At 65.4% G+C, this 24,556-nt stretch carries 22 protein-coding genes; 10 read left to right on the top strand and 12 right to left on the bottom strand.

Annotation, left to right across the window (positions count from 1 at the left end; all coding sequences use genetic code 11):
* The first annotated feature begins 191 nt into the window (after nt 1-191).
* Nucleotides 192-632: a hypothetical protein gene (locus NMQ09_RS14300; protein ID WP_255191254.1), complete on the top strand. Its 441-nt coding sequence runs from the start codon at nt 192-194 to the stop codon at nt 630-632.
* Nucleotides 633-1,229: 597 nt separating this feature from the next.
* Here the strand turns inward: NMQ09_RS14300 and NMQ09_RS14295 are convergent.
* The 6 genes from NMQ09_RS14295 to NMQ09_RS14270 form a co-directional block, all read right to left on the bottom strand.
* Nucleotides 1,230-2,468 carry an orc1/cdc6 family replication initiation protein gene (locus NMQ09_RS14295; protein ID WP_255191253.1) on the bottom strand — a complete coding sequence of 413 codons (1,239 nt, stop codon included), beginning with the start codon at nt 2,466-2,468 and terminating at the stop codon, nt 1,230-1,232.
* A gap of 963 nt (nt 2,469-3,431) precedes the next feature.
* Nucleotides 3,432-3,815 (bottom strand): DUF8055 family protein, encoded by a 384-nt coding sequence (locus NMQ09_RS14290; RefSeq protein WP_255191252.1) that lies wholly within the window; start codon nt 3,813-3,815, stop codon nt 3,432-3,434.
* 46 nt (nt 3,816-3,861) lie between these two features.
* Nucleotides 3,862-5,556, bottom strand: a complete 1,695-nt coding sequence (locus NMQ09_RS14285; RefSeq protein WP_255191251.1) for an FAD-dependent monooxygenase — start codon at nt 5,554-5,556, stop codon at nt 3,862-3,864.
* A complete protein-coding gene (locus NMQ09_RS14280; protein WP_255191250.1) occupies nt 5,556-7,145 on the bottom strand; it encodes an electron transfer flavoprotein subunit alpha/FixB family protein in 1,590 nt (529 codons plus the stop codon). The genes NMQ09_RS14285 and NMQ09_RS14280 overlap by 1 nt, the downstream gene beginning before the upstream one ends.
* Nucleotides 7,146-7,148: 3 nt before the next feature.
* Nucleotides 7,149-8,012, bottom strand: a complete 864-nt coding sequence (locus NMQ09_RS14275; protein WP_255191249.1) for an electron transfer flavoprotein subunit beta/FixA family protein — start codon at nt 8,010-8,012, stop codon at nt 7,149-7,151.
* Between the two features lie 174 nt (nt 8,013-8,186).
* The gene (locus NMQ09_RS14270; RefSeq protein WP_255191248.1) at nt 8,187-9,047 is read right to left on the bottom strand and encodes a polymer-forming cytoskeletal protein; all 861 of its coding nucleotides are present in this window, start codon (nt 9,045-9,047) and stop codon (nt 8,187-8,189) included.
* Nucleotides 9,048-9,265: 218 nt separating this feature from the next.
* Between NMQ09_RS14270 and NMQ09_RS14265 the strand changes: the two genes are divergently transcribed.
* From NMQ09_RS14265 to NMQ09_RS14250, 4 genes are all read left to right on the top strand, one after another.
* Nucleotides 9,266-9,463, top strand: coding sequence for a DUF5800 family protein (locus NMQ09_RS14265; RefSeq protein ID WP_255191247.1), 198 nt, complete (start codon nt 9,266-9,268; stop codon nt 9,461-9,463).
* Between the two features lie 133 nt (nt 9,464-9,596).
* On the top strand, nt 9,597-10,145 hold the full coding sequence (locus tag NMQ09_RS14260; RefSeq protein WP_345781267.1) for a multiprotein bridging factor aMBF1: 549 nt from the start codon (nt 9,597-9,599) through the stop codon (nt 10,143-10,145).
* A 150-nt stretch (nt 10,146-10,295) separates the two neighbouring features.
* Nucleotides 10,296-12,299, top strand: coding sequence for an AMP-binding protein (locus NMQ09_RS14255; protein ID WP_255191246.1), 2,004 nt, complete (start codon nt 10,296-10,298; stop codon nt 12,297-12,299).
* A gap of 97 nt (nt 12,300-12,396) precedes the next feature.
* Nucleotides 12,397-14,064, top strand: coding sequence for an aldehyde ferredoxin oxidoreductase C-terminal domain-containing protein (locus NMQ09_RS14250; RefSeq protein ID WP_255191245.1), 1,668 nt, complete (start codon nt 12,397-12,399; stop codon nt 14,062-14,064).
* Nucleotides 14,065-14,178: 114 nt separating this feature from the next.
* Here the strand turns inward: NMQ09_RS14250 and NMQ09_RS14245 are convergent, their stop codons facing one another.
* Both NMQ09_RS14245 and NMQ09_RS14240 read right to left on the bottom strand, forming a co-directional pair.
* Nucleotides 14,179-15,015, bottom strand: a complete 837-nt coding sequence (locus NMQ09_RS14245; protein ID WP_255191244.1) for a CAP domain-containing protein — start codon at nt 15,013-15,015, stop codon at nt 14,179-14,181.
* Between the two features lie 168 nt (nt 15,016-15,183).
* Nucleotides 15,184-15,852 (bottom strand): type I 3-dehydroquinate dehydratase, encoded by a 669-nt coding sequence (locus NMQ09_RS14240; RefSeq protein WP_255191243.1) that lies wholly within the window; start codon nt 15,850-15,852, stop codon nt 15,184-15,186.
* Between the two features lie 106 nt (nt 15,853-15,958).
* Between NMQ09_RS14240 and NMQ09_RS14235 the strand changes: the two genes are divergently transcribed.
* Both NMQ09_RS14235 and NMQ09_RS14230 read left to right on the top strand, forming a co-directional pair.
* Nucleotides 15,959-17,251, top strand: coding sequence for an amidase (locus NMQ09_RS14235; RefSeq protein ID WP_255191242.1), 1,293 nt, complete (start codon nt 15,959-15,961; stop codon nt 17,249-17,251).
* A 122-nt stretch (nt 17,252-17,373) separates the two neighbouring features.
* Nucleotides 17,374-17,709, top strand: a complete 336-nt coding sequence (locus NMQ09_RS14230; protein WP_255191241.1) for a DUF5798 family protein — start codon at nt 17,374-17,376, stop codon at nt 17,707-17,709.
* 110 nt (nt 17,710-17,819) lie between these two features.
* Here NMQ09_RS14230 and NMQ09_RS14225 read toward each other — a convergent pair whose 3' ends face one another.
* Nucleotides 17,820-18,713 (bottom strand): winged helix-turn-helix domain-containing protein, encoded by an 894-nt coding sequence (locus tag NMQ09_RS14225; protein WP_255191240.1) that lies wholly within the window; start codon nt 18,711-18,713, stop codon nt 17,820-17,822.
* A gap of 48 nt (nt 18,714-18,761) precedes the next feature.
* A complete protein-coding gene (locus NMQ09_RS14220) occupies nt 18,762-20,084 on the bottom strand; it encodes an adenylosuccinate synthase (protein ID WP_255191239.1) in 1,323 nt (440 codons plus the stop codon).
* Nucleotides 20,085-20,270: 186 nt separating this feature from the next.
* Between NMQ09_RS14220 and NMQ09_RS14215 the strand changes: the two genes are divergently transcribed.
* The 3 genes from NMQ09_RS14215 to NMQ09_RS14205 all read left to right on the top strand — a co-directional run bounded on the left by NMQ09_RS14215 (nt 20,271) and on the right by NMQ09_RS14205 (nt 22,353).
* Complete coding sequence (locus tag NMQ09_RS14215) at nt 20,271-21,251, top strand: PLP-dependent cysteine synthase family protein (RefSeq protein WP_255191238.1); 981 nt, start codon at nt 20,271-20,273, stop codon at nt 21,249-21,251.
* A 141-nt stretch (nt 21,252-21,392) separates the two neighbouring features.
* On the top strand, nt 21,393-21,899 hold the full coding sequence (locus NMQ09_RS14210) for a Mov34/MPN/PAD-1 family protein (RefSeq protein WP_255191237.1): 507 nt from the start codon (nt 21,393-21,395) through the stop codon (nt 21,897-21,899).
* A 25-nt stretch (nt 21,900-21,924) separates the two neighbouring features.
* Entirely contained in the window at nt 21,925-22,353 is a 429-nt protein-coding gene (locus NMQ09_RS14205; protein WP_255191236.1) for an FAD synthase family protein, read from the top strand.
* Between the two features lie 162 nt (nt 22,354-22,515).
* Here NMQ09_RS14205 and NMQ09_RS14200 read toward each other — a convergent pair whose 3' ends face one another.
* Both NMQ09_RS14200 and pan2 read right to left on the bottom strand, forming a co-directional pair.
* A complete protein-coding gene (locus tag NMQ09_RS14200; RefSeq protein WP_255194599.1) occupies nt 22,516-22,974 on the bottom strand; it encodes a Tfx family DNA-binding protein in 459 nt (152 codons plus the stop codon).
* Nucleotides 22,975-23,201: 227 nt separating this feature from the next.
* Complete coding sequence (gene pan2, locus NMQ09_RS14195; protein WP_255191235.1) at nt 23,202-24,431, bottom strand: proteasome-activating nucleotidase Pan2; 1,230 nt, start codon at nt 24,429-24,431, stop codon at nt 23,202-23,204.
* Between the last annotated feature and the right edge of the window lie 125 nt (nt 24,432-24,556).

The following is a 24,556-nucleotide window of genomic DNA, read 5'->3' as shown; positions in this document are numbered from 1 at the left end:
TAGACACCCTTCTCGAGAATTCGTGCGGTCCACAGCCGATCACGAACGGCCGCGGTCAGCCACGGCACCGGCACCGAGACTGGTCGCTCGGCTGTGATCGAGTACAACTCGTTTCGACGACCACCATAATAGCGCAACGGGTGAAGGACGAGCCGTTAGTGAGCCGCGTTCGACACCTCGAGTAGTGAGAGATGACCGAGCTCGAAGTGGTCCTCGCCGGATTCGCTGTCGTTTTCGCCGTGGGGGTCGGGCTAGTCGCACACGAGTGGTCTCACGCGCTGGTTCTCACGGTCGCCGACGTCGACCACGCTCTCGAGTACCTCCCCGACCGAACTGACGGCGTCGTCGGCGCCCTCGCGAGCACGCGATGGGCGCGAGTTCGTCCACAGCCGACGGGCCGGGAGCCGCCCTGGGTTCTTCGGCTCGCTGCGCTGATGCCACTAACGCTCGCGCTCCCGGTCCTTGGACTCGGCGTCAGTGGCTATCTCTCGAGCGACGACCTCGTCGTGACGCTGGCGGTCGCCGGCTGGCTCGCCTGTGCGATCCCCAGCCCGCAGGATTTTTCGGTCGCGTTCTACGCACACCGAATCCTGGCTGAGGCTCGGGATGACGAGACGAACACACGAGCGTGACGCCCGTCGAGTCAGTTTGGCTCACTCACCGTGAGACTCGACGGCCACTCGCGGATTAACGTAGGCTGCTCGGTCACACCCGGATGAGCACGAAAGTCGAATTGTGGCAGCCGTGACCACCTGACCCCGCGTTTCCGTCGTACGGCTGCAGTTTCAGCTGTACGTCTCCAGTTCCCGGCGCGTACACCCCTGGTTTCCGTCGTTTCGTCCGTCGTCTGTGGAGGGCCTCGTTGGGCTATGGTACTCGTTGAAACGATTTATACCCGGTCACAGCCGAGCGGTCAGCCTTGGCCTCGTTGCCGAGGCTGACCACCGACGGTCGTGACCGGGTGTGTGATGACTTTCAACGGTTACTATAGAGCGGACGTGGGCTGTACGGACGTTCGTGATCGACTGTGCACTGCCGTTCAACGACTGCTATAGCGGCGGGATGGGCCCACCCCGGGTTTCCGACGTTCTGGGAGGTCGATTGCCCACCCGCGTTCGGCCGAGTGTGGGCTTCCCAACGGGACAGTCCCACCCCGGGTTTCCGTCGTTTTCGCCGCCGCTATCGTCCCAGTCGCTATCGTCTCTGCTTGAGTCGCTATCGGCCTGAATTCACCGAGAACGGTCGACCCAGTTTTCCATCCGGTTATCCTCGAGGATCGTCTCGCGAACGACGTCCGGGTCCTCGATCAGTCGGTTCTGGAGGTGGATGCCGCCGGCGCTGCCTTTGTTGATCTTCTCGATTTCGACGACGCCGAGAAAGGCCTGCTCTTTCAGGATATCCCGGAACCGTCGGACGGAGAGGACGTCGATGTCGACGTGCTCGCAGATGCGCTCGTACTGGTCGTAGACTTTGCTCGTGAGGAAGGCGTCGTCCTGTGAGGTGATCGTGAGTTCGGTGAGCGCGAGCAGTGCGGCTTTCGCCTGCGTGGGCGCCCCGTGAACGAGTTCGCGAAACCGATCTTTCTCGGCGTGTTGTTGGGCCTGACGGACGTGTTCCTCTCGGACCGTCTCCGCCCCGTCCTCGGAGGCGACTTCGCCCGCGTGGCGGAGAATGTCGATCGCCTTCCGGGCGTCGCCGTGTTCCTGGGCCGCGAAGGCAGCCGACAGCGGGATCACGTCGTCCGAAAGCACACCCTCCTGGAAGGCGTCCTCGCGGTTGTACATGATCTCGCGAAGCTGGTTCGCGTCGTACGGTTTGAACAGCAGCTCCTGATGTTGAAAACTGCTCTTGATCCGTTCGTTCAGGTTGTCGACGTACTGAATCTTGTTGCTGATCGCGATGATCCCAATGCTACACTCGATCTTGCCGGCTTCCTCCGCCCGCGAGAGTTTCATCAGCAGGTTGTTGTCGGTCATCAGGTCGATCTCGTCGAGGATGATGATGACGGAGTCGAACTGTGCGTCGAGGACGTCCCAGAGGAGTTTGTAGTACTTCGACGTGCTCAATCCCGTGTACGGGACGGAGACGTCGGTGGCGACCTCGTCGTTCAATTTCGCCGCGAGCGAGGAGATCGCCTGCGTCTCGGTGTTGTCCTCGGCACAGTCGATGTAGGCTGTCCCGATCTCGACGTCGTCTCGAGCGGCATTTTTCGCACGCTGGCAGACGTGCCGGGAGACGAGTGACTTCCCGGCGCCGGTCTTGCCGTAGATCATGACGTTCTCGGGGGAGTAGCCATGAACGGCACCGTTCAGCCGCTTGGCGAGCTTGGCGATCTCGTCGTCCCGGCCGACGATGCGATCTGCCTCCGGGACGTGACCGATTTTGAGCAGATCCTTGTTCGCAAAAATCCGGTGACCTGACTCGAAGAGCGGGTCGGTAACTGAGTCGGACGACGAATCGGGAGACATCTAGCGTGCAGGGTCTCTCGCCTCCGATGATATAAATCTGGTGACCTCGACCGCCCCATGTTTCCGACGTAATTCGCTTGTTTCTCCGGACCTAGAGGGCTGTATCCCAGATATCAAACCAGTTTGAGGTTAACCTGATTTCCGACGTATGTGCCCGAGACACATGGGGCCGAACAGCCTCTGACGTGGGGTCGAACAGTCCCAGACATATGGCGGCAGACAGGTACAGACACCTCCGAATGACGCGTTAGTGGCAGCGAGTTCGGTGGCCCAACCGCTGGTTCGTCACTTCCCCCTCACCGCACCGCTCGTTACCCACTCCGAAATTCATTGCGCCCCACTCCGCATCATCGCGCACCCACCCCGGATTTCCGACGTATTGCCGATGGATCTCTGGTGGATCGCCGGGCAGTTGCTGACAGTGATTCGATCGGATCGGCCAGATACTCGAGAACCGGACGGAAACGGCAGTCGACACCCCATACTTCCGTCGTATCAACTCCCTCGTATCAACCTGATTTCCACTGTCCGCTCTGATTTTGGTTCATATTCTTGAACCAGTTAGGTTAAGTACTTGATCTGAGTATCGCCCATTAAGCTCACTTCGTTTTGTGAATAAAGCGAAGTGTTTCTTCGTTTTGGACTGACGGTCCAGTCGAAAGGAGCGGTCGAGCGAACCCGTTCTGGAGTCGGTCGGTTGATCGTCCTCGACGGACGGTTCGATCACTCATCAGCAGGTGGCTGGTCGATGATACGACCGCCCTCATTCAATAAATCCACCGTCGAGATCTCCTTCCACTCCACCCACCCTCCCGCTCACCACTACGTCGGAAACGTGGGGTGGGGGACTACTGATATGCGTTCCCCAACATCGTCGTCCACTCGAGAACGTTGGAAACGTCGGAAACGTAGGGGGTGTGACGACACGGCCGCGTCGACGGCCGCCACCAGATTTCGAACGGGTTACCGGCCAGGAATACCGGTGAGCAGCTGCGCCGTATCGTGGACGTTCCGCGTCTCGAGCAACAGCTCTGCCGCCTCCCGAAGCGTGAAGTCGGCCTCGAGGTCGACGCCGTAACTCCGCGCGTACAGCTCGAGCCAGGTGTTCATGGCGCCCTCGAGCGCCTCGAATTCGGCGTCCGAGAACGGAACCAGTCGGCCGCCGGTCCGGGCCTCGACGTAGAGCCAGATCGCCTGGCCGGCCCCGTCCCGGAGGTACCGTTCGGCTGCTTCCCCATCGTCGTAGCGTTCGGCCGCTTTCCCATTGTCGAGATCGGCATCGAACGACGCACGATCGCGTTCGGCGCGACGCTCGAGGGCGGCGATGCGCGGGCCGTATCGGCTCATACACTCGATTGTTGTGGCTTCACGTGCGCCACGTCGGCTAGCCACATCAGCCGCTTCGGTACTCGACACCTTTGCCGCCGCGGGGGTGTTCCCACTCGGTATCGGCGACGATGGCGCAGGTGCCACACTCGACGCAGGGTTGGGTGTCGAGGCTGACGAGCGTCTCCTCGCTGCCGTTGGTTTTGACCGTTTCAGCGCGGTAGCAGCCGCCGCCGAAGTCCTCGGCACTGACGGGGCAGGCGTAGACCGCCGCCCCGCTGGCCTCGAACGACTCGTCGCGCAGCCGGATGTGCGGGTTGCCGACGTCGGTGTCGTAGGTGAGGTCGCCGATCCGATCGACGAGCTCCGGCGGCTCTACCGGGCTCTCCCAGTGGATCGTCCGGCCGTGTTTCTCGCCGACGATCGACGGAACCGTCACGTAGCCCGTGCGCGTATCGGGGAGCATCGAGACGAGCAAGGGGGAGTTGTACGCCCGCTTCAGTGCCCAGTCGGCGACGGGATTGCCGATCGCGACGCTCCCGATCGGAGAGTTCAACACGCCCTCGACGACCTTCGTGACGGTATCGCGTTCGCCCACCGTCCGGGCGAGTTCGTACCGTCGTGGCCGGAGTTTGCCCATCGTCCCAGACTCCTCGAGCATCGACGCGTACCGGCGGCCGACGGCTTCGGGGTCGGCATTCCCGCGCGTGACGGCGAAGGCGTCCGCGGCGAGGGCACCCGCCGTCACCGCGTGATTCATCCCCTTGATGATCGGTCCCTGCGCCTGCATCTGGCCGCCGGCGTCGCCGACGAGGACGAGCCGATCGCGGTAGGGTTCGCGGTGGGCGATCTTCTTCGAGTCCGGCACCAGCTTCGCGGCGTACTCGCGTTCGTCGTACTCCTCGCCGAGCCAGCCCGCGAGCAGCGGGTGGGTGAGCAGCGCGTTAAGCAGTTCGTGGGGCTCGGCCCGCTGTTCGACGAGGCTGTCGAGGTGAAACACCGTCCCAATCGACAGTGACTCCTCGTTGGTGTAGAGAAAGCCCCCGCCGCGGACGTCCTGGAAGAGGTCACCCGAGAACAGGTGGGCGACGCCCTCGTCGTCGCCGATCGAGAAGCGGTCGTTGACCGTCTCGGGGTCCATCTCGACGACCGCCTTCACGCCCTGGAACCACTCCTCGGGCTCTTCCCAGTCCATCAGGCCGGCGTCGCGGGCGAGTTCGGAGTTGACGCCGTCGGCGGCGACGATGAGGTCCGCTGTGATCGGATCCAGTTCGTCACAGGTCACCCCGACGATCTCGCCGTTCTCCCGGAGAAGCCCGTTCACCCGAACGTTCGTGAGGACGCCGCCGCCGGTCTCGCTCGTCTTCTCGTGGACGCGCTCCTCGAGCCAGGCGTCCATTTCCCGCCGAAGCACGGCGTCACACCAGTCGGTGTCGTGCTCGTGGAGGTCGGTGAGGTCGTACGTTTTGACCTTGTTCCCGGCGACGTTGTGGATGTAGTAGTCAGTCACCGGGCGTTCGGCCGCCGCCTCGCGGAAGCCGGGAAACAGGTCGTCGATCGTGTATGGGGCCGAGTTCTCGGCGTAGATCAACCCGCCGGAGACGTTCTTCGAGCCGGCCTCGACGCCTCGCTCGAGCACGAGCGTCTCGATGCCGTGGTCGGCCAGCCGCGCGGCAGCGGCCGCACCGCCGGGGCCACAGCCGACGACGATCGCCTCGTAGTGTTCGTACTCACCGTCACCTTCCGCCTGAGTCGCCGCCATCAGTCGTCACCTCCGTCGGCGACGGCCTCGAGTTCGATCTCCCCTGATTCGACCGCCTCGGTCAGCTGCGGGAGCACCTCGAAGAGGTCGCCCTCGAGGAAGTAGTCGCTGAAGTCCCGGATCCGGGCCTCGGGGTCGGTGTTGATCGCGACGATCGTCTCCGACTCGTCCATCCCGACCTTGTGCTGGACCGCACCGGAGACGCCAGCGGCGATGTAGAGGTCCGGGGCGACCACCTGTCCCGTCTCGCCGATCTGGCGCTCCTCCTTCGAGTACCGCTCGACGTGGCCGTCGAACTGGTACGAGGAGGTGACGATCCCTCGAGTGATGCCGAGTTCGGCGTCCTCGAAGGCGTCGACGAGATCCAGGCCAAGCTCCATCCCGAGGGTCGGGTCGTCGCCGATCCCCCGGCCGAGGCAGACGATCACCTCGTGTCCGGTGAGGTCGACGCCCGCCTCGAGTTGATCCCACTCGGTGACCTCGACGCGGAACCACTCCTCGTCGAGGTCCATGTCGTGTTCGACGACGAGCCCCTCGCGCTCGGGGTCGGGATCGATCGGCTCGAAACTGCCCGGGATAACCGAACAGCCCTGCGGGTGGAAGTCCCGGTCGGGGTTGTCCAGACAGAGGATCGTCGAGTACTCGAACCCGGAGAAGTCGGGTCGTTTCATGTGCAGGACGCGCTCGAACGTCTTCTTGACGCCCGGCTCACCCGTCTTCACGGGGTTCGAGACCCGCTCTTCTTGGATGAACAGGCCCGAACAGTCCGAGGCGAGCCCGGAGTCGAGTTCGGCCTGTACCTGTGCGGAGAGGTCCCGGCCGTTGTTCGTCGCGGGGTAGAGGAAGTAGCGGGGCTCGTCGTACTCGCGCCAGTCGGTGCTCTCGGCCGAGCCCTGCCCGCGGGCCATCGCCGCGACGATCTCGGTGTAGGGCTCGTGCAGGAATCGCTCGAGTCGGGGGTCGTCGTGGTAGACGGCCACGTCGGCCCCGTACGCAATGCACTCCTCGGCGAGTTCCGCCATGTCGTCGCCGACGAGGACAGCCACGACGTTCTCCTCCTCGAACTCCGTGGCGTACTCGTCCATCAACTCGCGGGCCTTCCCAAGCATCTCCTTCGAGACATCGAGCAGCTCGCCCTGCTGAGTCTCACAGTAGACCCACATGTCCTCGTAGTGGCCGCCCTGGAGCGCACGGACGTGCTTCTTGTCGCGGGTGGGATGTGAGAGGCCGTCGTCTTCTTCCTCCGCTTCTTCGTCTTCTTCCTCCGCTTCTTCTGCCTCCTCGTCTTCATCTTCCTCGGGCTCTTCGTCTTCGGCTTCCACTCCTTCCGCTTCGTCGACCTCGTCACCCTCCGCCTCCTCCCCGACGTCCTCACGCGTCTCCTCGTACTCACCTTCTGTCTCGGTCCCCTCCTCGACGCCGTCTCCCTCGCGGACCGTCTCGAGTCGCGTCTCGATCGCCTCGCGGGCCGTCTTGCGGTCCTGACCGGCCCGCTCGGCCTCGAGGACCGAGTTCAGTTCGTCCACGTCGTCGATCGTGTCGAGCGCTTCGATCAGTTCGTCGACCGTGTGTGCTTCGGGATCTACCATGGTTCAATCACCCCCCGCGAACGGCTGCAGTTCCTCGAGTACCTCGGCCATCCCCTCCTCGTCGGTCGGATCGACCATCGTCGCCTCCCGTTCGGAGGGCGCTTTCGGGATCGGATCGACCGACGAGACGATCGTCGGCGAGCCGGAGAGCCCGATGTAGTCGGGGTCGAGGTTCATATCGACGTGGTCCCACGACGTCAGGTACTCCTCGTACTCCTCGGCACGTTCCTGGGTCTCCGCGCGCAGGCGCTTGTGCTCGAGGCGGTGGGAGGCCTTCCGGTAGGTGGGCGAGAACTCCGGATCGGGAACGACGGCGCAGGGCAACGGCGCCTCGACCGTCTCGATCTCGTCGACGTCGCCCTCCACCAGCCGTTTGGCACGCAGCGTACGTGCTTCGGGATCGACGTCGAGGGCGATGACGTGCGTGACGATCGGCCACTCGAGCCCCCAGGCCGTCTGCGGCCCAGTCTGGCCGGTCTCGCCGTCGGCCGTCTTGAAGCCGGCGAACAGCAGGTCGACGTCGGCGATCTCATCTCCGTACTTTTCGAGGGCCGAACTGAGCGTGATCGCGGTCGCCCAGGTGTCGGCGGCCGCACACTCGCGATCGGAGAGCAAGTAGAGGTCGTCGGCGTACACGGCCTCCATCGCCTCGCCGAGCACCGACTTGTAGCCCGGCGGCCCCATGCTCATCACGCTCACGTGGCCGCCGTGGCGGACCCTCGTCTGGAGGGCCGCCTCGAGCGCGAACGCGTCGTTCGGATTCATCACCGTCGGCGTCTTACCCCGCTCTAAGTGGCCGTCCTCGTCGAACGAGACGGCCCCCTCTGAGAAGTCGGGGACGCCTTTCGTCAGGACGACGGAGCGCATACCCTCCACCGGCTTTGCAGTGTGCTCTCTTTCACCATGATCGTGTCACTCTATCGCAACTGTGACTATTAAGTATGTGGGTGAAAATCGCCGGTGGAAACTGCCGGAGGCCCGTGTGGCTCGTCGGAGGAAACTGCTTGAGGTCCGTGTGGCTCGTCGGCGACTCCCGAACTCTCACTCGAGGTCGCGTTCGCCCGTCTGCATCGTCACCGTGCCGTCGGCCCTGATCGTCCCGTCCACCTCGGCGTCGGGGCCCAGTTCGAGGTCGTCACAGGAGACGTCCCCGAGGACGCGGGCACTCTCGCCGAGGACGACCGAGCCGTCTCGCGTCGTCACGTCGCCGTGGATTCGCGTTCCGTCGCCGATCGTCACGTCGCCACGGGCGCGCAAGCTACCGAAGACGTTGCACGCTGAACCGACGTCGATCGTCTCGGCGCGGACGTTCCCGTAGAGGCGACAGACGTCGCCGATCCGGGCGGGGGTCGAGACGCGCCAGGCGTCGTCGGTGACCGTCGCGTTCGCCGGGATCACGAGCGGCTCGGGCCCATCTTCCTCCTCGTTCTCGTCCTCGAGGACTTCCGAGAGCAGTTCCCGGGCGGTGTCGTCCTCCCCAACGAGCAGTAAGTGTTTGAGGTAGACGAACAGGAAGATCACCGTCGGCATCGGATTTCGGATGACGATCCAGCCGTTGGCCTCGAATCCCTCCTCGACCTCGACGTCGTCGCCGATGTCGAGGTCGCCGGCCACGCGCAACTCGCCGGAGACGTGCACTCGCTCGCCGATGTAAGCGTCCTCGCCGACCAGGACGTTCCCGTCGACGTCACACAGGACGTCGAGTCGACAGTCGCCCGCCGCTTCGATGTCACCCGCAAAGCGTGCTCCCTCGCCCGCGAAGACGTTTCGGCCACGCACGCCGAACTCGACGCTCGAGCGACCGCCGACGAAGACGTCGCCGTCGGTCACGAGGTCGCGTTCCTGCGCTTCGGTGCCGGCCGGAACGACGAGTTCACCGAGTGGATCCCTGCTGATCGCCACACTCGAATCGATACGACGCCCGCGTAATAAACCCCGCGCGACCGTCTGACGGGTGGCAGACGGACGAATGACGACGATCCACCGTGTCTTCGACCAACGCCGATTCGTCGCGCCCTCGACCAACGCCGATTTACCGCATCCTCGACCGACGACGATCCGACCCGTCGCCAGCGATCGAAGCCGTCCCGTTTTTCACCGGCCGATGCGTACGCCCAGTCATGACGACCCTCGCGTTCGACGACGACGGCGTCGACGTCGTGTACGAAGGAACCGAGTTTCGCCTCGAGCGGGAACTTATCGAGGAGGCGACTGGCAAGCGCTACCACGACGTGACCGACCACGAGGTGCTGAAGATCGTCGAGAAGGGGCCGGACCTGCGCGGCGAACCCCGGCGCGTCGGCGACATCCTCGAGTGAGCCGGTCTCTCGAACGTCCTCGATCGGGCCGACCTCCGAAACGGATCGAATCGCTCGAGTAGCGGCCCGTCCCGATGCCGAGTGAGTTGGAACCCCCGCATCCTTTATCAACTGTCACGATATAGGGTCGCACATGGTTCAGTGTGAGATGTGTGGTGCGGAGACGTCGTCCCCGACGACCATCAAGGTCGAAGGTGCGAAGCTGCAGGTCTGTTCCAACTGTACCGGATTCGGCACCGAGGTGAAGACCCCGGGTTCGACCTCGAGTACGTCCACGAAGTACTCGACGTCCTCGAGTTCCGGCGGCTCGGCCGCCAGTGGATCCTCGTCTTCGAGTGGGGGAGCGACCGGTTCCTCGCGTTCCGGCGGCTCGCGCCGGCGGGACATGTTCGACGAGATGGACGAGATCGCGCCGGACTACGACGATCGTATCCGTCGCGCCCGCGAGAAGAAAGGGCTCAGCCAGTCCGACCTCGCCAACGAACTCAACGAGAAAGCGAGTCTCATCCGCAAACTCGAGCGCGGCGAGACGCTCCCGAGCGACAGTGTCCAGTCGAAACTCGAGCGACACCTCGACGTGAGTCTCACCGGCGGGGCTGGCGCCGACGACGACGCCGAGTGGAGTGGGGGCTCCTCGACCGGGAGCTACACGCTCGGCGACGTGGTGAAACGAAAGGACTGACTCACCTCCTCCGGCCGCCGACCGGCCGGTTCTCGAGTGTCCGCCGTCGAGCGTTCGCCCGCTCGAGTGTGCCGTCTCGTCCGTTCCGTCGATCGTCTAGATGGAATCAATAACTTACTTCTCACGGGCTGTTAAACGGTGTGGTATACCATGGAGCACGATCTGATTGATCGGGTAGTGCACGAACCGTCGCGCGAGTTCGTGGAATCGACGAACGTCTACGCGTTCATGGAAGCACACGGCATCGACGACTACGACGAGTTGATCGAACGGACGACGACGGAGCTGGGGGACGGCGAGAGCGGCGTCGACTGGTTCTGGGACGAACTAGTCGACTACCTCGAGATCGAGTTCTACGAAGCCTACGACGAGGTACGCGACGACAGCGAGGGACCGCAGTTCACCGACTGGTACCCCGGCGGCGAGCTCAACATCGCGCACAACGTTCTCGATCGCCACGCCGCCCTCGAGTCCCCGACGCGGAACACGGTCGCCACCATCTGGGAGGGCGAAGACGGCGAGGTTCGAGAGGTTACCTACCACGAACTGCACCGCCAGGCGAACAAGGTGGCCAACGCGCTGGAAGAGCGCGGCGTCGGGACCGGCGACACCGTCGGGCTCTACATGCCGATGGTGCCCGAGGTCGTCTCGATCCTCTACGGCTGTTTCAAAGTCGGCGCGATCGCCGTTCCCATCTTCTCCGGCTTCGGCGTCGAGGCGACGGCGACCCGGATCGAGGACAGCGAGTGTTCGGTCCTCTTTACCGGCGACGGTTTCTACCGCCGGGCCAGCCCCATCACCCTCAAAGACGCCGCCGACGAGGCGATCGAGGAGGCGGGTCACGTCGAGCACACGATCGTCTTCGACCGCCTCGGCGCAAGCGACGAGCACTCGGATCTGGCGGTGCCCTGGAACGACGAGCGCGACGAGTGGTGGGACGACGCCGTCGAGTCCGCCGACGACGCCTACGAGACGAAATCTCTGCCGTCGGACCAGGAGTCGATGCTGCTCTACTCCTCGGGGACGACGGGCAAGCCGAAGGGAATCGTGCACACTCACGCGGGCGTCCAGTTGCAGTGTGCCAAGGAACTGCACTTCGGCTTCGACGTCAAACCCGCCGACCGCTTCTTCTGGGTGTCAGACATCGGCTGGATGATGGGGCCGTGGACGCTCATCGGGAACCACACCTTCGGCGGAACGATCTTCATGTACGAGGGCGCGCCGGACTACCCCCAGCCCGACCGGTTCTGGGAAATGATCGACCGTCACTCGATCACGCAGTTCGGCATCTCCCCCACCGCTATCCGGGCCCTGCGAAAGCACGGCGACGAGTGGGTCGAGGGCCACGACCTCTCCTCACTGCGGATCCTCGGCTCGACGGGCGAACCGTGGGATCCCGAGTCCTGGGAGTGGTTCTACGAGCACGTCGGCGGCGGCGAGGCTCCGATCGTCAACATCTCCGGTGGGACCGAGATCTGTGGCTGCTTCCTGATGCCGATGCCGACCCAGCCACTCAAACCCTGCACGCTCGGCGGCCCCGGCCTCGGGATGGACATCGACGTCGTCGACCACGCCGGTGAGTCGGTCAAAGACGACCACGAGCGAGGCTTCCTCGTCGCCAAGGACTCCTGTCCGTCGATGACCAAGTCGCTCTGGTCGGGCGACGAACGCTACCTCGAGGAGTACTGGTCGACGTTCGAGGACATGTGGGACCACGGCGACTGGGCTCAGAAAGACGAGGACGGCTTCTGGTTCCTTCACGGTCGCGCCGACGACGCGCTGAACGTCGCCGGCCGGAAGGTCGGCCCCGCCGAGATCGAAGGCGTGCTGATCGACCACGAGGCGGTCAACCAGGCCGCCGCCGTCGGCGTCCCCGACGATACCACCGGCACCGCAGTCGTCGCCTACGTCATCCTCGAGGACGGCGAGGACGCGTCGGACGACCTCCGCGAGGAACTGCGCGAACAGATCGGCGAAGAACACGGCAAACCGTTCCGCCCGCGCGAGATCCTCTTCGTCGACGCCTTCCCGAAGACCCAGTCGGGCAAGATCATCCGCCGGGCCATCGAGGCCGCCTACACCGGCGAGGACCTCGGTGACCTCTCGAGTCTCGAGAACCCCGACGCGCTCGAGGCGCTCGAGGACGCGCGCTGATCTGAGCCCGTTCGTATCCTTTCAATTCGGCAGTTCGATTGACCGCCGACGTCGCCCGTCGATCAGAGCTAAGTCAGTTCGTGGGTAACTCCCGGGTATGCTCCACGCGAAGGGCCCACTGCTCACCGTCGACGTCGGTGAGCGAACGGCGACCAGGACCGAGATCGACGACCTGCTCGAGGAGACCGTCGGCGGCCGAGCGCTCGCGACGGCGCTCGCCCACGATCGAATCCCGTTCGACGCCGACCCGTTCGGTCCGGCAAACCGAGCGTACCTCTCGACGGGGCCGCTCCAGCAGAGTCAGATGTCCTTTACCGGGCGGATGAACATGACCGGCCTCTCGCCGCTGACCGACGGGCTGGTCTCGACGAACGCCGGCGGCTACCTCTCGCGGAACTTCGTTGAGACCGGCATCTCCGTCCTCGAGCTCGTCGGCGAGAGCGACGTTCCCCTGGCGATCCACGTCACTGACGACGATGTCGAGTTCGAGGAGGTACCCGACCTCGAGGGCGCGCTCGTCTCCGACGTTTCTGAGCACGTAGCCGAGACTCGGGGCCTCGGCCCCGAACACTGCATCGCCATCGGCCCGGCGGGGGAGAACCTCGTCCGATTCGCCTCGGTGATGACGTTCGACTCGAGGGCGTTCGGTCGCGGCGGGCTCGGGGCCGTGCTGGGCTCGAAGAACGTCAAGTGCGTTACCTTCTCCGGGGACGCCGAGCCGCCCGTCGAGATCCCGAACCCGCCGGAGATGGACATTCACCGCGAGGCCGCCGAGTCGGACGATCTGATGCGCCGGCAGGGGACCACCGGCGGCACGGAGTTCATCAACGACAACTTCGCGCTCCCGACGCGCTACTTCGAGGAGTACGAGTTCGAACACGCCGATGCGATCGGCGGGAACGCCGTCGAGGAGAAAAAGTACAAGAAAGGGGCCTGTTCGGCCTGCGCCTACGCCTGTAAACTCCCCACCCGCGACGAGGCGGAAGGCATCGAGACCGAGGGGCCGGAGTTCGAGACCGTCTACGCCTTCGGATCGGTCCAGGGCGTCGGCGACGTCGTCGACGTGATGAAAGCCAACGAACTCTGTGACCAGCTCGGTATGGACACCATCTCGGCCGGGGTGACGGTCGCGGCCTACCTCGCGAGCGAGGACGCGTTCGGGGACGCGGAACTCGCCCAGGAGGTGACCGAGCAGATCGCCTACCGCGAGGAGATCGGCGACACGCTCGCCGAGGGCGTCGACCGCTGTCACGAGGAACTCGGGGTAGACAACTACACCGTCAAGGGCATGGAGTTCGCCGCTCACGACGGCCGCGTTCTCCACGGCCAGGGCCTGTCCTACGCCGTCGCCAATCGCGGTGCGGACCACATGTACGCGAGCATGCTCAGCCTCGAGTACGCTGGCCAGCTCGACCCGGAGGGCACCCTGGGGAAAGCCGAGACGCTCGTCGAGCAGGAAGAGCGCAACGCCTTCCGCGACACCGGCATCGTCTGTGCGTTCGGCAGCGACTACGTCACCGACGACCGGCTCGAGACGCTGTTCGACGCCTCACTCGAGGAGCTGCTCGCCGTGGGCGAACGGACGGTGCTCTTAGAACGTCACTTCAACAACCAGCGCGGCTTCGATCGGGAGGCAGACGACCTGCCGTACGAGATTCCGGACCTCGAGGACGCCGTCGCGGAGTACTACGACGCCCGTGGACTCACGGACGACGGAACTGTCCCCGAAGCCACGCTCGAGTCGGTCGCGCCGTCGGCGGACTGACCCCGGTGTAAGACCACTCCTTTCGAGCCCATCCTTTCGAGCCCATCCTTCCGAGCCCATCCTTCCGAGCCCATCCTTCCGAGCCCGTCCTCCCGAGCCCGTCCTCCCGAGCCGTCAACAGAAGTTCTGCGTCGCGTACACCTCGTCGTCGTCGGTCACGGAGATTCCGATCCCCTCGTTGGTCCAGTGGTCGGCGAGGAGATTCTCGCGGTGGCCGTCTGAGTTCATCCACCCCTCGACGATGCCGTCGGCCAGCTCGCGCTCGTCCGTGTATCGGACGATCTCGCCCGAATCGGTCCGGACCGGCTTGTCGAAGTGCGTGTGCGCGATGTTCTCGCCGCCGATGTAGTAGTAGCCGCCGCCGGCGTCCGCACGGCAGTCGTAACCGTGTTCATCGTAGCGGTCGGCGAATGAATTTCCGTCCGGATCGGTGTGAGCGAAGTAGCCGCGCTCGGCCATGTCCTCGCTGTGCGTCCGCGCGATCGTCTGGAGTTCCTCGTCGAACTCGAGTTCCTCGAGCCCGCGCGCGGCGCGTTCCTCGTTCACCGCCTCGTGGACGTACTGCTCGACGAGCGTGCGGTCGAGTGCGCCGCCGTCACCCGTTTCGTCGCTGGTCCGCCAGGCGTCGATGACGTCGCGGAGCAGGTCGGTGTCTGTCGTTCCGCTTCGCCAGTCGTCGATCGCGTCCCGGAGGCCGTCCGTGTCGACGACGCCGTCGTCGCCAGCGTACTCGTCGACCGTCCGATCCTCGTTGATCCGATCGGTCCCGGCGCCCGAGTCGCCCGTCTCGAGATTCGGTTCGACCGCATCGTCGTCGTCACTGCTGGCCAGTCCCTCGACGTTCGGCTGGGCACCAGCCGGACCGGACGCGACGGCTCCGACGCCGACCGCGGTCGTGAGGAGCAGTCCGATCACCGCTATCACTACTGTCGACCGTGAACGTCCGGTCATCGATACAGTCTCCGCTGGGTGAACGATCGAGAAAAGCGGCTCCGTTCACATGTGTCGAGTGTATACGGCGGTGGACCTCGCGTATCGTCAACGGACGAACCCTGATCGGTACGCTCCGAGCGCGTGTCTCGCTGTCCGGCGACGGACGGCCGACGTTCGGTCGCGAACCTACTCGAGGTCGGCCACCAGCCGCGAGAGCGTCTCGAGATCGTACTGCCCCGGCGCGGTCGCCTTCGCGGGATCGACGGGCGCGTAGCCGACCGTCGAGCCGTAGACGGGGGCCACTGCGCGGGTGTGTCGGCCGACTTCGCCCATGGCCATCGTCGCCACCGTATCGCCGTGGGATGTCAGCTGTTCGGTCGCCGAGAGCAACGCGAGCGCGTCCGCCTTCGACGCCGCCGTCACCGCGAGCTTCGCCACGTCGGCGTACTTGCTCGCCTCGGTCAGCGTTCGCACCAATTCGTGTCTGGGCGGCGTCCCCTCGAAGTCGTGGGCCGACGCCACCACGGCCACGTCGCGGTCGCGAGCCGTCTCGAGCACCGCGTCCGCCTCCCCACCGAGGATCGACTCGAGTTCGACGTCGATCGCTTCCACGGCCTCGAATTCGGTCGCCTCGGCGAGTGCCTCGAGTCGGCCCTCGTCTCCGGCCTCGCCGCCTTCCCACTCGGCACGGTTCGTCGCCAGGATTGGAAGCTCGCCGTCGTAGTCCTCGAGCGTTGCCAGTGGTTCGTCGGCGAGGTCCATGCGGAACTCGATCGCGTCGGCGTGATCGCGGGCGTCGGGTTCTTCGGCGAGCACTGCGGTAGACGCCGCGAGGACGAACGAGTCGAAGTTCATGTTCGAGCACTCGCGTCGGTGGTCAAAAAGTCTCCCTCCCGGTCCGACGGGTCCCGCCTGACCGCGACCCACGGTATAATACGCCTCCGGGTACAGGTGATCAGCCATGACGCTCATCGACGCCCCGCTCGCCGACCTCGCCCGGTCCCTGCGGGCCGACGACACAGAACCGAGTGCGCACCTCGAGTACGTCCGTGACCGCTTCGACGACCACGAACCGTCCGTCCGGGCGTTTCTCCCGGAAACCCAGCGGTGGGGCCGGCTCGAGCGCGCGGCCTCGAGTCTCGAGACGCGATATTCGGAGCCCGGCAGTCGCCCGCCGCTTTTCGGGGTTCCGGTCGGCGTCAAGGACATCTTCCACGTCGACGGTTTCCCGACGGAAGCGGGCGCCGACGTCCCGCCCGAGGCGATTACGGGTCCCCAGGCCGCCACGGTTTCGGCACTCGAGGAGGCGGGCGCGCTCGTCCTGGGAAAGACGGTTACCACCGAGTTCGCCTACTTCGCACCCGGCCCGACGCGCAACCCACACGACCACGGTCGGACGCCCGGGGGCTCGAGCAGCGGGTCGGCGGCGGCGGTCGCCGCCGGCCTCTGTCCGCTGGCGCTTGGCTCTCAGACGATCGGGTCGGTGATCCGCCCGGCGGCCTTCTGCGGGGTCGTCGGTATGAAGCCGAGCTACGGCCGCGTCTCGACGGCGGGGGTCGTCCCGGTCGCGCCGTCGGTCGACCACGTGGGCTGGTTCACCCAGGACCTCGCCGGGGCCCGCCTCGCCGCGGGGGTGCTCTGTGCGGACTGGCGCGCCGAGGACGGCTCCGGGGAGCCCACGGTCGGTGCCCTCGAGGGACCGTACCTCGAGCAGGCGTCGGCGACGGGACAGGCGCAGTTCGAGGCCCACCTCGAGCGACTGTCGGCGGCGGGACTCGAGGTTCGGCGGATCGACCCGTTCACCGATCTCGAGTCCGTAAATCGCCGCCACGAGCGGTTGGTCGCCGCCGAAACCGCGCTCTCACACAGCGAGTGGTATCCGGCCTACGGCGACCGGTACGCACCGGAAACTGCCGAGCTGATCGAGGAGGGCCAGGCCGTCACGGTCGAGGAGCTGGTGGCCGCCCGCGCCGGACGCCGGGCCCTGCGCGAGCGGGTCCACGACGCGATGGCCGACCACGGGATCGACGTGCTCGTCAGTCCGGCCGCCCCCGGCCCGGCCCCCGAGGGGATCGACTCGACCGGCGACCCGATCATGAACCTCCCGTGGACCCACGCTGGACTCCCGACGGTGGCACTACCGGCGTCGACGACCGACGACGGCCTCCCGCTCGGGCTGCAGTGTACGGCACGCTTCGGCGCCGATGAGCAGCTGCTGGCGTGGTGTCGGGACCTCGAGGCAGCGCTCGCATGAGGATGGCTGGTATCGACTGCGCGTCTCTCGTGTGGTGAGCCGGCCAGCGAGTCGGGGGAGCTCGCGGTCGGCTGGCCCGCGAGAGGAAAGGTCCAATTAGCTGGACCACACACCTTCTGTGTATGGGACTCGGTTCAACCGCGAAGAAACTCCAGATGATCTCTGACAGCGCAGAGCAGATGTACAAACAGGTCCAGGAGCTTCAGGGGCGGATCATCAGCCTCGAAGAGGAGGTCGACGAGACTCACGAGACGGTGACGACGCTCGACCACCGGGTGGAAGAGCAGCGGGCGCTGCTGGTCGCCATCGCCGAGGAACAGGGGCTCGACGCCGAGGAGATTCTCGCGGAGGCGGCGATCGAGGAAGCCGAGGACGACGAAAGTGGGGACGACGGCGACGAGACGACGACGGAGGGCGACGGTACGCCGGAGGAATCCGCGGCGGCCGACGCGGAGTAGTCGCCACAGGCCGGGTCGAAGCGACGTTCTCCGCTTCGACCGGCGAGTAATTCCACGGGCCGTCCTCGAGCGCAGAGCAGGAGACGGGAGCGACGACCGATCGCTCGATCTTATCCTCGTCGCCCGTCGACAACCTCGAGTTCATCGTCGAGTTCGACGGCGAGTTCCGCGTCATCGAGCGGCACACGGACCGAGAACCGCCACGGGTCGGTCTCGAGGATCGTCGTCGTCTCGTCGGTCACGGCCCACCCGAGTTCCCACGCCGGGATCGCGGTGAGGTCTCTCCCGTGGCTATGGTAGAAGGCGATGGCGGTGGGGTGGTAGAGGAGCACCTGGGCGATCGGCACGTACTGGAAGCCGGTGCAGTCGGTACAGTGGTAGACGACGTAGGCGTCGAGCTCGCGGGTGTCGTGGAGTGAGGGCAGCGACCCGTCGCCCTCGTGGATCTCGGGGCGCACGTCGCTCGCACACCACGGGCACTGGCCGGCGACCATCGAATCGAGAACGGTCCGGCTGCGCCGGTGGACCGCCCGGAGCAGCGCCGCTTCGTTCCGGCCGACTAACCCGTGGGGCGGAACGTAGACGTCCGTATAGGTTGCGTCGCAGGCGTCACAGCGGACGCGAAAGAGCGTCTCGTAGAGGTGGGCCTCGATCGGTTCGCCACAGCGGTGACACGCTGTCCCCACCGGGAACCGACCGATAGCGGGGGTCGCCTCGGTGAGCAGGCCGGCGACGAGCGTCCGATAGAGGGCCATTCCGGGCCACCGGAGCCGGTAGCCGTCTGCCTCCTTGGCCACGTAGTTCCCGACCAGCTTCGTCAGGTGGTAGTTGAACCGCCCGGAGTCCCGGACGCCGACGCGCGACTGCAACTCGGCGTACGAGAGTCGGGGGATACCCGTCTCCGGTGAGGCGGTCGCGGCTCCGAGTTCGCGGAGGATCCGCACGCGGGTCTCGTCCGCCAGCAGGGAGAACGCGGTCCCCCGGTCGAGTTCGTCTCCCGTCATCGGTCAGGCGTCGGCGATCGATCCGAGCGATCGACACACATCCGTCGATCACCCTGCTGGCTCAAAGGGATTCCGGCGGACGACTGTCTCGTCCCGGTCCGGTCCGACGCCGACAGCGTAGAGGGGTGTGTCGAGGGCGTCGCTCACATATTCGACGTACGCACGGGCGTTCTCGGGGAGCGCGTCGTACCCCTCCACCACCACCTTCGTCCAGTCCCGGTCGTCCCACGGGTCGAACGTCTGGTACTCGGGCGCACACTGTTCCCACGCGGCCGTCGTCGACGGAGGTTCGATCAGGCGCTCCCCGTCGAGTTCGTAGGCCTCGCAGATCCGGAGCTCGTCGAGCCCGGCGAGCGCGTCGACGTGATTGATCGCGATGCCGGTGACGCCGTTGACCCGGACCGCGTACCGCAGCGTCGGGAGGTCGAGCCAGCCGATCCGGCGCGCCCGCCCCGTGACGGTCCCAAACCCGCCTACCTTCTCCCGGAGTTCGGACGCGGTCTCGTCGACCATCTCCGTCGGCATCGGGCCGCTCCCGACCCGGGAGTGATAGGCCTTCACCACGCCGACGATCTCGCCGTCGCTCACCATTCTCGGACTCACGCCAGTCCCGACGATTGCCCCGCCGGCGGTCGGGTTCGACGAGGTGACGAACGGGTAGTTGCCGTGGTCGACGTCGATGTGGGCGCCCTGGGCGCCCTCGAACAGGATTGCGTCGCTCTCGCGTTCTCGCTCCGCGAGGAACGACCCTGCGTTGACGACCATTCCCTCGTCCGCGAGCCGGTCGCCGAAGGCTCGAAGCGTCTCGAAGAGCGCGTCGACGTCGAACGCGTCGCCCGTATCGACGCCGTAGATCTCCTCGGCGAGCCGCCGTTTCTTCGGGACGACGTACTCGAGACGGCTCCGGAGGAGTTCGGGCCGGGACAACTCCGCGACGCGGATTCCACGCCGACCTGCCTTGTCCTCGTAGGCGGGGCCGATCCCGTTGCCCGTCGTTCCGACCCGCAAGTCCTCGTCGTTCTTCGCGGCTTCTTCCGCACGATCCAGCACCCGGTGGTACGGGAGCACGACGTGGGCGCGACCTGAGACGCGAACGTCGGGGCGCAATCCGCGTTCGCACAGCCGGTCGATCTCCTCGAACAGCGTCTCGAGGTTCACGACGCAGCCGTTGCCCAGGACGCCGGTCGTTCCTCGAACCACGCCGCTCGGGACGAGGCGGAGTTTGTACTCCTCGTCGCCGTGCACGACGGTGTGGCCGGCGTTGTCACCTCCCTGGTATCGGACGACTACGTCTGCGTCCTCGCCAAACAAGTCGACGATACCGCCTTTCCCCTCGTCTCCGAGCTGGGAGCCGACGATGGTTACGTTCACGCAACATGCTCTCTCGGAGACGTCAATAACCGTTCTGTGAAGCGCGATTCACACGCCACTCGTGCCAGGTCGAACGAGGTTCACGACGCAGCCGCCTCGTCGCCAGGCTCACGCGCACTCCCGGTCGATTTTCGCGAAGGCTCATGATGGCAAGAGCTAACAGCCGGAGCAACATTTGCCCACACGATGACCACCCACGAGCGACCGTTGGACTCGGTACTCGAGGCCGTCGGCCGGACGCCGCTCGTCCGCGTTCACGACGCCCCGGAGGGCATCCCCGTCTACGCCAAACTCGAGTCGTTCAACCCCGGTGCGAGCGTCAAAGACCGGATCGGGAAGTACATGCTCGAGCGGATGCTCGAACGCGGCGACCTTGCTCCGGGGGGAACGGTGATCGAACCGACGGCGGGGAACACGGGGATCGGACTGGCGATCGCCGCTGGACAGCTCGGGCTGAACGCGATCTTCGTCGTTCCCGAGAAGTTCAGTGTCGAGAAACAGCAGCTGATGGCAGCCCTCGGCGCGAAGGTGATCAACACGCCGACCAGCGACGGGATGGGCGGAGCGATCGCCCGTGCTCACGAACTCGCCGAGGAACTCGACGACGCGGTCGTTCCCCAGCAGTTCGCCAACCCGCTCAACACCGAGGCCCACTACGAGACGACGGGACCGGAGCTCTACGAGGCCCTCGACGGCGAGGTCGGCGCGGTGGTCGCCGGCTGTGGCACCGCCGGCACGCTCATGGGGATCGCCCGCTACGCCCGCGAGCAACACCCGGACACGTACGTCGTCGCCGTCGAGCCAGACGGGTCGCTCTTTGGCGAATTCCTCGAGAAAGACCGACACGAAGACGAGTACAAGATCGAGGGAATCGGCACCCACGACACCGACACGAACGAACTGTTCGAGGCCGACCTCGTCGACGACGTGTACGCCGTTTCGGACGAGGCAACGCACGAAGAGCTCAAACGCCTCGCCCGCGAAGAAGGTCACCTCGTCGCCTCGAGCGCCGCCGCCGCGAGCGTCGCCGCCAAGCGGGTCGCCCGACGGATCGACTCGGGCGAGATCGACGCCCCGTACGACTCGGTCGTGACGGTGTTTCCCGACTCGAGCGAGCGCTACCTCTCGAAGGGCATCTACCGGTCGTTCGAGGAGTGGGCGAACTGAGTCGCCAGGGACGACTCACACAGCGTGTCACGACTGTTTGACTCGGAGCCGTCATAGCCGAACGGAGAGTGCAGAACCGGTTCGCGCTCGATCGGGACGGCTTTCGGAACGTTTAGCAACCTCAAGGCCCGATTCACCCACATGGGGCTGCTCGACGCGCTGTTTCGCTCGAACGAGATCCTCGGCATCGCCGAGGAGACGCTCGAGTTCACCATCGAGTCCGCGGAGGCGACCCACCCGAACGAGTACATGGGGATGCTCCGCGGAACGGAAGCGTCACGGCTGGGGCTCGACCGGGACGGGCTGGTCATCACCGACGTGCTCGTGATTCCCGGAACCGAGTCCAACAGCGTGAGTGCAACGGTGCGCACGAGTCAGGTACCGAACGACGTGAAGTCACTCGGCAGCGTCCACTCACATCCCAACGGCGTGTTACGCCCGAGCAGCGCGGACTTGGAGACGTTCACCCGTGGGTCGGTGCACATCATCATCGGCGCACCGTACCGGCGGACGGACTGGCAGGCATTCGACTCCGAGGGTCATCCGACGACGCTTCCCGTCATCGACGTCGAGTTACCCGACACGGACGATTTCTTCGACTTCACACAGGCAGACATCGACGAGGAACTCCGACGGGACCGACGATGATTCGAGCACGCACGGTGAACTCCGCATGACCAGAGTAGTCGCACAGGGAACGTTCGACATCATCCACCCGGGCCACGTCCACTATCTGTCGGAAGCGGCTGCGATGGGTGACGAGTTGTACGTCATCGTCGCCCGAAAGCGAAACGTCGACCACAAAGCGCCACCGATCTGTTCGGCCCGGCAGCGCCGCGACGTCGTCGGCGCGCTCGAGGTCGTCGACGAGGCGATCCTCGGCCACGAAGCGGACATCTTCGTCCCGATCGAGGAACTCGAGCCGGACGTGATCGTCCTCGGGCACGACCAACACCACGACCGGGAGGCGATCGCGGCCGAACTCGAGCGTCGCGGCCTCGACTGTGAGATTCGCTCCGCCAGCGGTCGGGAACCCCGCTACGAAGACGAACTCCTCTCGACGCGGCTGATCGTCGATCGCATTCTCGAGCAACGAGGGTGACGAACGCGCCGACCCAGTGGGGGTCGTGTTCCTCGTCCGTGGCTCTCCCACGACTACAGCCGTGGCCTTTTCCAGTAGCTGTGGTGGCGTTCTCGCAGTAACTGTGTGCCGTTCGGTGAAGACAGGCAGTCGAGACGGTCGATTCCAGCGCGCCAGCCGTTCTCAGTCGGGCCGACGAACCCGAACCGAGCCGTCGCTCGTGACGCCGACGATGAGATCCTCGTCGACCTGCCGGCCGCTCACGGCGTCTCCGGCGGCGTCGCTGATGATCTTCATCAGATCCGGGGCAGTGTGATCGACTTTCACCCCTTCCTCGTCACAGGCGTCGTACACCTGCTGTGGGACGTCGTAGAGGTCCGTCTCCGCCGGGATCTGAATCCGAACCGGTGCACGAAGCGCCTCCGCGAACGCCACCGTCTCGCGCGCCTTCTCGAGATTGTCGCGAGCGCTGCCCTCGATCGAGGAGACGTTCGCCCGCGACGTGCCGAGGGCTTCGGCGATCGCCGCCTGCGAGACGCCCTGCTGTCGAAGTGCGAGCACCTGTGCCTGTCGACGGGTGAGGACGCTCGTGTCCGGATTGAACCCGATCTCATCGAGGGTTTCCTCGACGCCGTCGATCACGGCGACCGCCTCCACCGGCCTGCCAAACGCGAATCCATGGGTAGACGTACGTGACGGTAAACCCATAGCTTCCACGGTCTGTCCTGCGTCCGGGCTACAGTGGTGGAGACGAACAGGAGTCGCGTACGTTCCCTCGAGCAGAGGAGAGAGTGACTGATCGTCACGACCGGTCGAGTGCTCGCAGAATCCCACACGAACGGCGACCCGCGTTCTCAGCCTCGAGCGGGCTACTGATAGAAGTATCCGGCCGAAGCAATGACGTCGCTGCCGTCGTCGTTTTCGATCTTCTCGAGGGCGTCGACGAAGTCCGTCTGGCAGACGTGATCGCGGTCGTCGCGGATGGCGAACATCCCCGCCTCGGTGGTGAGGCTCTCGATCTCCGCCCCGCTGTAGCCGACGGTGTCGTCGGCTAGCGCGTCGAAGTCGACGTCGTCGTCGACGTTCATGCCCCGGGTATGGATCTGGAAGATCTTCTCGCGGCCCTCGCGGTCGGGTTCGGGAACCTCGATGAGCCGGTCGAACCGGCCGGGTCTGAGGATTGCCGAATCGAGCATGTCGAAACGGTTGGTCGCCGCGATGATGCGGATTTCGCCGCGCTCCTCGAAGCCGTCCATCTCGCTGAGCAGTTGCATCATCGTCCGCTGGACCTCGGCGTCGCCGGAGGTCTTCGACTCCGTCCGCCTCGAGGCGATGGCGTCGATCTCGTCGATGAAGATGATGGCGGGTTCGCGTTCGCGTGCCAGTTCGAAGAGGTCACGGACGAGCCGCGAGCCTTCGCCGATGAACTTGCGGACGAGCTCCGAGCCGGCCATCTTGATGAAGGTGGCGTCGGTCTGGTTGGCGACGGCCTTCGCGAGCATCGTCTTGCCCGTTCCCGGCGGCCCGTAGAGCAGGACGCCTGCCGGCGGCTCGATGCCGACCTCCTCGAACAGCTCGGGCTGGGCGAGCGGCTGTTCGACGGCCTCACGGACCTCGCGGATCTGTTCGTCGATGCCGCCGATATCTTCGTACCCGACGTCCGGACTCTCGTCGATCTCCATCGCCTGCGCACGGGCGTCCATCTCGGCGCTGAGGATCAGCTGTACGCCGAAGGAGTCGTTGACGGCGACGCGGTCGCCGGCCTCGAGTTCGTCCTCCAGCCGGGGTGGCAGTTCGGTCACCACCTCCTGGTTGTTCCCGTGCTGTTTGATGATCGCCTCGCCGTCGAAGCGGTCCTCGACGGTCGCGACGTACAATGAGGAGCTTTTCAGCGTCTCGTTCTCGCGTTCGATTCGGTCGGCTTTCTCTCGGAGCTTCTGTCGGCGCCGTTCGGCGTCATCGAGCTGGTTCGAGAGCGTCTCGTTGACGTCGACGAGGTCCTGTAAGTGGGCGCGAAGCACCTCGAGCCGCTCGTCGTCCGGCATATCCGGATCGATTTCGCGGCTGGGTCTATCTGGGAGAGACGGGCTTCGAGACATCCTGATGTACGCGGATAAGTCGTGGACGGTAAATGTGCCTTTGGGTCGCGGTGTGATTTCGTCGCACCGGTCACCGCGGCCAGACGCGCTGTTCGCGGTCGAGCCCGCTATCGCGCCCTCGACTC

It is taken from the genome of Natronobeatus ordinarius, from assembly GCF_024362485.1.
Lineage (GTDB): Archaea > Halobacteriota > Halobacteria > Halobacteriales > Natrialbaceae > Natronobeatus > Natronobeatus ordinarius.
Note: the sequence above shows the minus strand (reverse complement) of the source record. Positions and strands in the feature narration are given on the sequence as shown.

Coding starts and splice junctions, on each gene's coding strand:
- NMQ09_RS14300 (WP_255191254.1), top strand. CDS start 192: ATGACCGAGCTCGAAGTGGTCCTCGCCGGATTCGCTGTCGTTTTCGCC.
- NMQ09_RS14295 (WP_255191253.1), bottom strand. CDS start 2,468: ATGTCTCCCGATTCGTCGTCCGACTCAGTTACCGACCCGCTCTTCGAG.
- NMQ09_RS14290 (WP_255191252.1), bottom strand. CDS start 3,815: ATGAGCCGATACGGCCCGCGCATCGCCGCCCTCGAGCGTCGCGCCGAA.
- NMQ09_RS14285 (WP_255191251.1), bottom strand. CDS start 5,556: ATGGCGGCGACTCAGGCGGAAGGTGACGGTGAGTACGAACACTACGAG.
- NMQ09_RS14280 (WP_255191250.1), bottom strand. CDS start 7,145: ATGGTAGATCCCGAAGCACACACGGTCGACGAACTGATCGAAGCGCTC.
- NMQ09_RS14275 (WP_255191249.1), bottom strand. CDS start 8,012: ATGCGCTCCGTCGTCCTGACGAAAGGCGTCCCCGACTTCTCAGAGGGG.
- NMQ09_RS14265 (WP_255191247.1), top strand. CDS start 9,266: ATGACGACCCTCGCGTTCGACGACGACGGCGTCGACGTCGTGTACGAA.
- NMQ09_RS14260 (WP_345781267.1), top strand. CDS start 9,597: ATGGTTCAGTGTGAGATGTGTGGTGCGGAGACGTCGTCCCCGACGACC.
- NMQ09_RS14255 (WP_255191246.1), top strand. CDS start 10,296: ATGGAGCACGATCTGATTGATCGGGTAGTGCACGAACCGTCGCGCGAG.
- NMQ09_RS14250 (WP_255191245.1), top strand. CDS start 12,397: ATGCTCCACGCGAAGGGCCCACTGCTCACCGTCGACGTCGGTGAGCGA.
- NMQ09_RS14245 (WP_255191244.1), bottom strand. CDS start 15,015: ATGACCGGACGTTCACGGTCGACAGTAGTGATAGCGGTGATCGGACTG.
- NMQ09_RS14240 (WP_255191243.1), bottom strand. CDS start 15,852: ATGAACTTCGACTCGTTCGTCCTCGCGGCGTCTACCGCAGTGCTCGCC.
- NMQ09_RS14235 (WP_255191242.1), top strand. CDS start 15,959: ATGACGCTCATCGACGCCCCGCTCGCCGACCTCGCCCGGTCCCTGCGG.
- NMQ09_RS14230 (WP_255191241.1), top strand. CDS start 17,374: ATGGGACTCGGTTCAACCGCGAAGAAACTCCAGATGATCTCTGACAGC.
- NMQ09_RS14225 (WP_255191240.1), bottom strand. CDS start 18,713: ATGACGGGAGACGAACTCGACCGGGGGACCGCGTTCTCCCTGCTGGCG.
- NMQ09_RS14215 (WP_255191238.1), top strand. CDS start 20,271: ATGACCACCCACGAGCGACCGTTGGACTCGGTACTCGAGGCCGTCGGC.
- NMQ09_RS14210 (WP_255191237.1), top strand. CDS start 21,393: ATGGGGCTGCTCGACGCGCTGTTTCGCTCGAACGAGATCCTCGGCATC.
- NMQ09_RS14205 (WP_255191236.1), top strand. CDS start 21,925: ATGACCAGAGTAGTCGCACAGGGAACGTTCGACATCATCCACCCGGGC.
- pan2 (WP_255191235.1), bottom strand. CDS start 24,431: ATGTCTCGAAGCCCGTCTCTCCCAGATAGACCCAGCCGCGAAATCGAT.